This window comes from Sphaerisporangium rufum (assembly GCF_016863395.1).
Taxonomy (GTDB): Bacteria; Actinomycetota; Actinomycetes; order Streptosporangiales; family Streptosporangiaceae; genus Sphaerisporangium; species Sphaerisporangium rufum.
In genome coordinates, this window is record NZ_BOOU01000126.1 from 1 (window position 1) to 7,199 (window position 7,199).

General features: G+C 69.2%; 9 protein-coding genes. 4 read left to right on the top strand and 5 right to left on the bottom strand.

What is annotated here, in order from left to right:
- From Sru01_RS34820 to Sru01_RS34830, 3 genes are all read left to right on the top strand, one after another.
- On the top strand, nt 1-2,083 hold a 2,083-nt coding region (locus Sru01_RS34820; protein ID WP_203995091.1), incomplete at its 5' end, for a CLIPPER-2 domain-containing protein.
- 257 nt (nt 2,084-2,340) lie between these two features.
- Nucleotides 2,341-2,781: a hypothetical protein gene (locus tag Sru01_RS34825; protein ID WP_203995093.1), complete on the top strand. Its 441-nt coding sequence runs from the start codon at nt 2,341-2,343 to the stop codon at nt 2,779-2,781.
- 206 nt (nt 2,782-2,987) lie between these two features.
- Nucleotides 2,988-3,560, top strand: coding sequence for a GNAT family N-acetyltransferase (locus Sru01_RS34830; protein WP_203995094.1), 573 nt, complete (start codon nt 2,988-2,990; stop codon nt 3,558-3,560).
- A gap of 163 nt (nt 3,561-3,723) precedes the next feature.
- Here the strand turns inward: Sru01_RS34830 and Sru01_RS34835 are convergent, their stop codons facing one another.
- Genes Sru01_RS34835 through Sru01_RS34845 form a run of 3 tightly spaced genes read right to left on the bottom strand, consistent with a single transcriptional unit; the run spans nt 3,724 to nt 5,045 of the window.
- Nucleotides 3,724-3,948 (bottom strand): DUF397 domain-containing protein, encoded by a 225-nt coding sequence (locus Sru01_RS34835; protein WP_239138076.1) that lies wholly within the window; start codon nt 3,946-3,948, stop codon nt 3,724-3,726.
- A 30-nt stretch (nt 3,949-3,978) separates the two neighbouring features.
- Nucleotides 3,979-4,182: a DUF397 domain-containing protein gene (locus Sru01_RS34840; protein ID WP_203995102.1), complete on the bottom strand. Its 204-nt coding sequence runs from the start codon at nt 4,180-4,182 to the stop codon at nt 3,979-3,981.
- An 11-nt stretch (nt 4,183-4,193) separates the two neighbouring features.
- Nucleotides 4,194-5,045, bottom strand: a complete 852-nt coding sequence (locus Sru01_RS34845) for a helix-turn-helix domain-containing protein (RefSeq protein ID WP_203995104.1) — start codon at nt 5,043-5,045, stop codon at nt 4,194-4,196.
- A 272-nt stretch (nt 5,046-5,317) separates the two neighbouring features.
- On the opposite strand from Sru01_RS34845, the gene Sru01_RS34850 reads away from it, so the two are divergent.
- A complete protein-coding gene (locus tag Sru01_RS34850; RefSeq protein ID WP_203995105.1) occupies nt 5,318-5,734 on the top strand; it encodes an ATP-binding protein in 417 nt (138 codons plus the stop codon).
- A gap of 55 nt (nt 5,735-5,789) precedes the next feature.
- Here Sru01_RS34850 and Sru01_RS34855 read toward each other — a convergent pair whose 3' ends face one another.
- The gene (locus Sru01_RS34855; RefSeq protein WP_203995107.1) at nt 5,790-6,035 is read right to left on the bottom strand and encodes a hypothetical protein; all 246 of its coding nucleotides are present in this window, start codon (nt 6,033-6,035) and stop codon (nt 5,790-5,792) included.
- Nucleotides 6,032-6,337, bottom strand: coding sequence for a DUF6247 family protein (locus tag Sru01_RS34860; RefSeq protein ID WP_203995109.1), 306 nt, complete (start codon nt 6,335-6,337; stop codon nt 6,032-6,034). Before Sru01_RS34860 ends, Sru01_RS34855 begins: the two co-directional genes overlap by 4 nt.
- Between the last annotated feature and the right edge of the window lie 862 nt (nt 6,338-7,199).

Sequence of the window (7,199 nt, forward strand, 5' to 3'; positions counted from 1 at the left end):
GTTCTCCGGGACCGGCACCCCGCCGGTGATCACCTGTCCGGTGACCACGCTGGCGCCGTCCGCGTCCACCACCTGCACCGGCACGTACCTGAGCACCCAGGCCGACGTGAACACCGGCGCGATCGTGAACACCGCGGTCGCCCGGGGCACTCCGCCGTCGGGGCCGCAGATCACCTCGCCGCCGTCCACCGCGACGGTGACCGCCACCTCGGCGCCGGCCCTGGCGCTCCTCAAGCGGTCCACGCCGCCCGCGTACTCCTTCGTCGGGCAGGTGCTCACCTACTCGTTCGACCTGGTGAACACCGGGAACCGGACGCTGACCGCAGTGAGCGTGGCCGACACCGCGTTCTCCGGGACGGGGCCGCCGCCGGTGATCACCTGTCCGGTGACCACCCTGGACCCGGGCCAGACCACCACCTGCTCCGGCACCTACGTGGTGACCCAAGAGGACATCGATGCCGGGGAGCTCACCGACACCGCGATCGCCACCGGCACCCCGCCGACCGGTCCGCCCATCCAGTCCGACCCGTACACGCTGATCGTCCCGGACGACGACTTGCCGGCGGTGACGCTGGTGAAGACCGCGGACCCGGCGAACGTCTCGACGGCCGGCCAGACCGTGACCTACACCTTCCTGGTCACCAACGCCGGCAACACCTCGCTGGAGACGATCAGTGTCACCGACACCGCGTTCTCCGGGACCGGCCCGCCGCCGGTGATCACCTGTCCGGTGGTCATCCTGCGGCCGACCCAGTCCACCACCTGTAGCGCCACGTACCAGATGACCCAGGCGGACATCGACGCCGGCGCGGTGGTGAACACCGCGGTCGCGCGGGCCTATGAGCTGAACGAGCCGGACGAGCCGGTGTTCTCCGAGCCGTCGACGGCGACCGTCACCGCGGCGCCGGAGCCCGCCCTGTCCCTGGTGAAGTCGGCGAGCCCGACCACCGTGTCGGTGGCCGGCCAGACCGTCTCCTACTCGCTGCTGGTGACCAACACCGGCAACGTCACGGTGCGCACGCTGGCCGCGGCGGACACCGCGTTCTCCGGGACCGGCACCCCGCCGGTGTTCACCTGCCCGGTGACCACCCTGGTGCCGCAGGGCACCACCACCTGCACCGGCACCTACCGGGTGACCCAGGCGGACATCGACGCCGGCACGGTCACCGACACCGCGGTGGCGACCGGCACCGGCCCGGCCGGCCAGGGGATCACCTCGAACGGGTCCACCGCGACGGTGACCGTCTCGGCCGCCTCGTCGCTGGCGCTGCGCAAGACGGCCGACCCGACCGTCATGACCCAGGCCGGGCAGGCGATCGTCTACTCCTACCTGGTGACCAACACCGGCGACGTGACGCTGAACACGCTGACGGTCACGGACATGACGGTCTCCCGTACCGGCCCGCCGGCGACCGGCTGCCCGATCACCCCGCCGGGGTCAGGGGTGTCCGCGGACTGCGGATCGGTCCAGGACGGGGCACGCCCGGTGATCACCTGCCCGGTGACCACGCTGGCACCGGGTGCGTCCACCACCTGCACCGCGACGTATCGGGTGACGCAGGAGGACATCGACGCCGGCACGATCACCAACACCGCCTCGGCGGCGGGGATCCAGCCGGGCGGCGCGGTCACCGTGTCGAACGACTCCACCGCGACGGTGACCGCGCTGGAACTGCCGGCGGTGAGCCTGGTCAAGTCGGTGTCGCCGACCATCGTGACCCGGCCCGGCCAGACCGTCACCTACTCCTTCGTGGTGACCAACACCGGCAACGTGACGCTGCACGACGTGGGCGCGGCCGACATCGAGTTCTGGGGCAACGGGGAGCCGCCGGTGGTGAGCTGCCCGGTCTCGGCGCTGTCGCCCGGCCAGTCCACCACCTGTACCGCCACCTACACGGTGACCGGGTGCGACTTCCTCACCGGGACGATCCAGAACACCGCGCGGGCCTTCGGCGTCACCCCGTCCGGCGCGCGCGTCGGCTCCCGGCCGTCGTCCACCACGCTCACCGCCGCCGGGAACGGCGGAGGTGGCGGCCGGTGGGGAGGTGGCGGCCGGTGCCGGTGCGCGGACCGGTGCCGGTGAGCGCGGGCGGTGAGCGCGGGCGGTGAGCGGCGTGCCGGCGGGCGCCGGACGGCCAATGCCAGCGCGACCCGAAAATCACATCAAATCGCAGTCAGCACCGGACCGGCGATCGGGATGGGTGCCGGGCACGGCCGTAGATTCCGGCTGGAGCGGCACGAACCCGGTGCCACCGCCACCACGGGAATCTCGAATATCGCTGGAACCAACCGACGTCGGGGAGTCGTTCAGTGAACCGTAGACATGGAGCACTACGCCGGGTGCGAGTCCTGGCCCTGATGGCGCCGGCCGCGGCGCTCGCCGCCGGCTGCTCGTCCGGCGGGGACCCGGTGCCGCCCGCCGCGGCGATCTCCCAGCAGACCCCGGCGCCGCCGACGCCGGCGCCGTCCGGAGGGCACGCGCACTCGCTGCCGACGAAGATCCAGAACGACCCGAGCGTGCGCAAGAACGTCGTGCAGACCAAGTGCGCCGCGGTGCCCGGCGGCTGGGGGGCCAAGGGCACCGCCACCAACCCCGGCGAGAAACCGGTCACCTACAAGATCGTCGTGCACTTCACCACCACCAAGGCGACCGCGCTGGACTTCGCCCAGACCCTGGTCAAGGTGCCGCCCGGCAAGACGGTGCACTGGTCCGCCAAGAAGGAGTTCCCGGCGGAGAAGCAGATGCTCTGCCCGATGCCCGGCATCAGCGTCGTCTCCTGACCCGTCGCACCCGGTCGGCCACCCGCGCCCGGCGCGGGTGGCCGACCGGTGTCTTCGGTGCCTTCGGTCACCGGTCGGGCCGGGAGGCGGCACCGCCGTCCGACACGACCCATCGAAGATCACCGATGCTGGGAAAAGGGATCGCATCTCCCTGTCAGGTCACGGAACAATGGCGTCGTCCGGTGATCCGACCAGGCGGGAGCCTCATGGGGACGTTGACGCTGCGCGACATGACGGCGCAGGACATCCCGGGAGTGTCGGCCGTGCGCATCACCGGGTGGCAGGCGGCCTACGCCGGGATGATCCCGCAGGACCACCTGGACGGGCTCACCGTCGAGGCCGACATCGAGCGCCGGCGGAAGATCTTCGGCGCGAACCCCGACATCCAGAACGTCGTGGCGGACCGGGACGGTGCCGTGGCGGGCTGGGGCGTCCTCGGCCCGTGCCGCGACGCGGACCGCACCCCGTCGGACGGCGAGATCTACGCGCTGTACGTCGCTCCCGGGCTGATCGGCCAGGGCATCGGCCGGGCGCTGATGCGCGAACTCGTCTCCCGCGCCCGGCGGGCGGACTGGCACACCCTCTACCTGTGGGTGCTAGAGGAGAACCACCGGGCCAGACGTTTCTACGAGCGCGCCGGCTTCACCCCGGACGGCGAGCGCGCGCCGTGGACGGCCGGCGAGATCTCGGTACCCGAAATACGTTACGTCCACCGGCCCGCCGCCGACCCCGACCTGCGGACGGGCATCGGTTCCGGCGCCGTGGCCGAACCGGCGTAAGCGGCGCCCGGCCGGCGCCGACACCGGCATCGTCCCGACCCCCACCAGCCCGCACGCCCCCGGCATCGCCGACCGGACCCGGCGCGTCCGCCGGGATTCGGGTCACCAGCGCGAAAAGGGCCCAGACCCGGCATGCCGCCCGGGCCCTTTCCTCATGCCACGATCAGCTGTCGAACGCGCCGCGCTTCGCACCATCCAGGAAGGCCGCCCACTCGTCGGCAGTGCAGACCAGCACGGGACCGACCGGGTTCTTACTGTCCCGAACCGCCCGGCCGCCCTCGGAAAGGCCGGCCACCTCAACACAGTTCTGCCCCTCGGCGCTGCTTCGGAAGGCTTTACGCCAGAGCAGCTCCTGGCGAAGGCGGCCGGAAAAGTCCAAGATGCCCACCTCCATCGGGCTGGCGAGATCACTGCACGGTCAGGTGCCGAACCGGCCGTGCTTGGTGCCCTCGAGGAACGCCGCCCACTCGCCGGCGGTGCAGATCAGCATGGGGCCGGCCGGGTTCTTGCTGTCCCGAACCGCCCGGCCACCGCTGGATAGGTTCGTCACCTCAACGCAATTGGATCCGTCCGCAGAACTCGCGGAAGCCTTGCGCCACTGTAAATTGCCGGGAAGGTCCATGATGCCTACCTCTACTTAAGTTGTCCCACCAGGTCGATCAGGTATTTTTCGGACGCCTCCGCGCTGAGGGCTGACGCCCGCAGGTGGTCGTAGCGCAGCGTGTACCGGCTCACCGCCTCGTCTCCTTCGACGAACAGATCTCCGGTGGTCGTCTCTACGTAGACCAGTGTGGGATCAGCTTCGGTGAATTCCAAGATGCTGAAAGGCCCGGACATGCTCGCGTGGGCGCCTACGGCATTGGGCAACACCTGTACACCGATCTTCGGCCGCCGGGCCATCTCGATGATGTGCTCCAACTGTGCCCGCATAGTGTGCGGGCCGCCGGCATGTTTGAGCAGTGCCGCTTCGTCGATAACCGCCCAAAGTGTTGGCGGATGATCGGAGTCGAAAATCCGCTGGCGAGTCAGCCGTGCCTCGACTCTGCGCTCGACCAGTTCGTCGTCGATGGCCTGGCCGCCGCGGAACACCGCGCCGGCATAGGCGGCGGTCTGCAGCAGACCCGGCACGAGCAGCGTCTCGAACGTACGGATGGTGCGGGCTTCGATCTCGAACTCCGGCAGGGCGCCGCCGAGGACGTCCCGGTACTCCTCCCACCAGCCACGCTGACGCGCCTGGCGGGCCAGCGCGATCATCGCGTCTCGCACCGTCTTGTCGGTTACGTCGTACAGGTCGAGCAGGTCGAGCACGTCACCGACCGAAGGCAACTTCCACTCGTTGCGTTCGATTCTGGTGACTTTGCTCGCCTGCCAGCCCAGCCGGCGAGCAACTTCCTCGGCACGGAGATCGGCCTGCCGGCGGAACGCCAGCAGGGCCTTCGACAGTCGCCGGCGCCGCACCGTAGGGCTGTGCCCCGATGCTTTCATCCCTCTGCTCCTCAAAAGCGACATTTGGGTTTTGTTTATTTAGCCCTTGCGAATAAACGTAACCCACAGCACTATGAGCCTAGCCAGTTCTCGCTACGCCGGGTAGTGAAATGGTCACAGTCACGATGTGATCGTCGGTCTGCAAGGGGTTTCCTCGTGCGGCAGACCTGTCCAAGGCAAACCGGGGGACGCGCCGTCCACTTCTGCGGCGCAATCGGCGAACTGGCCGGATGAGACATGTGGACTGATCGGAAGCGAGCGGAGGGCGCGCGATGATGACGCAGGAGGTTCGGTGGGAGCTCAGCGAGCCGGCGGAGGTGGAGATCTGCCGGCGGCGGGTACGCGAGACGCTGGCCGGCTGGGGGTTCGAGCACCTGGCGGACGACGTGGTCCTCATCATGGTGGAGCTGTGCACCAACGCCATCAAGCACGCCACCCCGCCGGTCACCTACACGCTGCGCGTCGCCGGGCGCTGCGTGGGCGGCGAGGTCACCGACCACGGCGTGCCGCTGGTCCCGCGCCCCCGCCTCAGCGTCGAGAACGCGCCGCCGGCACCCGGCCCCGATGATCCCGAGGCGATCGCCGAGAGCGGCCGTGGCCTGTTCATCGTGTCGCTGCTCGCCGACCGGACCGGCATCGACCCCGGCCCGGGCCACGGCCACACCGTATGGTTCCGCATCTGCCGGTGACGGATGAACGCCCGGCCCCTCGCCCGGCCGCTTTCGTGCCGCGTGTGGCTGCCGATCAGCCGGACCAGACCACCTCGTAGATAGTGATCAACTCGGCCGCCTCATCGACGTGAAAGTGCAGCAGGCCGAAACCGCCGAAAGTGGTATGCCGATAGTCCGTTCGCCCTGGATATAGCACATGAGCATCCCACGGCTCCGCAAGAAGATCGGCGGTCCGTTCGATCAGAGCGTTCATCGCAAGATCGGGAAAGTTCTTCATCCGGGCGAGCGCTGAGCCGGACAGGATAACGCGAAAACTCACCTGCGGCGCGCCCGCGCTAGCCGATCCTGCCAGTCAGGAACCGCTTCATCCAGCGAGACGAATTCGCCGATGCCCTTGGCCGCGTCCGCGGCGCGCTGGTCGTAGGTGGGATCGGCGAACGCGATCGAATTCAGCCACCAGAGATTGAGAAGCTCGGGAAGTCGGTGATATTCGCCCGGTTCACGCGCGGCTTCCCAGGCCTCGTGATACTGCGCGAGGAAGACGGGACGCCACTTTTCCGGCAATGCTTGCAGGATCGCCTGCGGGTCGTACCGAGGATCATGGACCGGCTGCGCGCTCATGAGTTCACCTTACCGATCGGCGCCCACAGCGGGGTTGCCAAACCTCGCGGTCGCGGCGCACGGGCCGCAAGCGCAAGTTCGAACTGTCGGTCATAGCTGACCGTCTCGGACGCTTGTCGTTGCCGGTTGAACCTCCTTGTCGGTGACTCGCTGTGCGGGTGGGCTCCAGGGACGTGGTGTCTGTCCGCCGGACCGCCCGCGCCGTGTCCGCCGGGTGGTGGGGCCCGGCACGGCTGTTAGCGTTAACACATCGTCGCGGTGGTGGTTCCTTGGCTGCTCCTGGGTGCAAGCGGTGGCAGGTCGGAGCCAATACGAGACGAAGAGGCCACGTCAAGGACGGTTGGAGCCGCCCTCGGCAGGGCGGCGACCCGGTCTGCGGCTCATCAGGCGTTATCAGGAGCTGCCGCTGACAGCGGTGCCGGCGCCTGGTTGAAAGTTTCACTAGGGGCTTGACATGTTTCCGAGTGATTTCCACACTGTGACCCCTAGGCGGTTTCCTCCGGCCAGGTGGTGGTGCGCGGTGAGGACCGCCGTTCGCGACGCCCTTGTGGTGTGCGTTCCCTGATCACGGGACGCGGCGTCGATCGCGCGGGGTGACCCACGCGTGTCCGCCTTCTCCGTGATTCAGTCTGGAGCACCCGTTCATGGGCACCAAAACCACACCTCCACAGCGGTCTCCGCGGAGCCCGCGCGTTCTGATCGCCGCGGCCGCCGGCGTACTCGGCGTGGTCACCGCGGTGACGGTACCGACCGCACCCGCCGGGGCGGCGGCGAGCACGCTGGGCGCGGCGGCGGCGCAGAGCGGGCGGTACTTCGGCACCGCGATCGCGTCGGGCCGGCTCGGCGACTCGCAGTACACCAC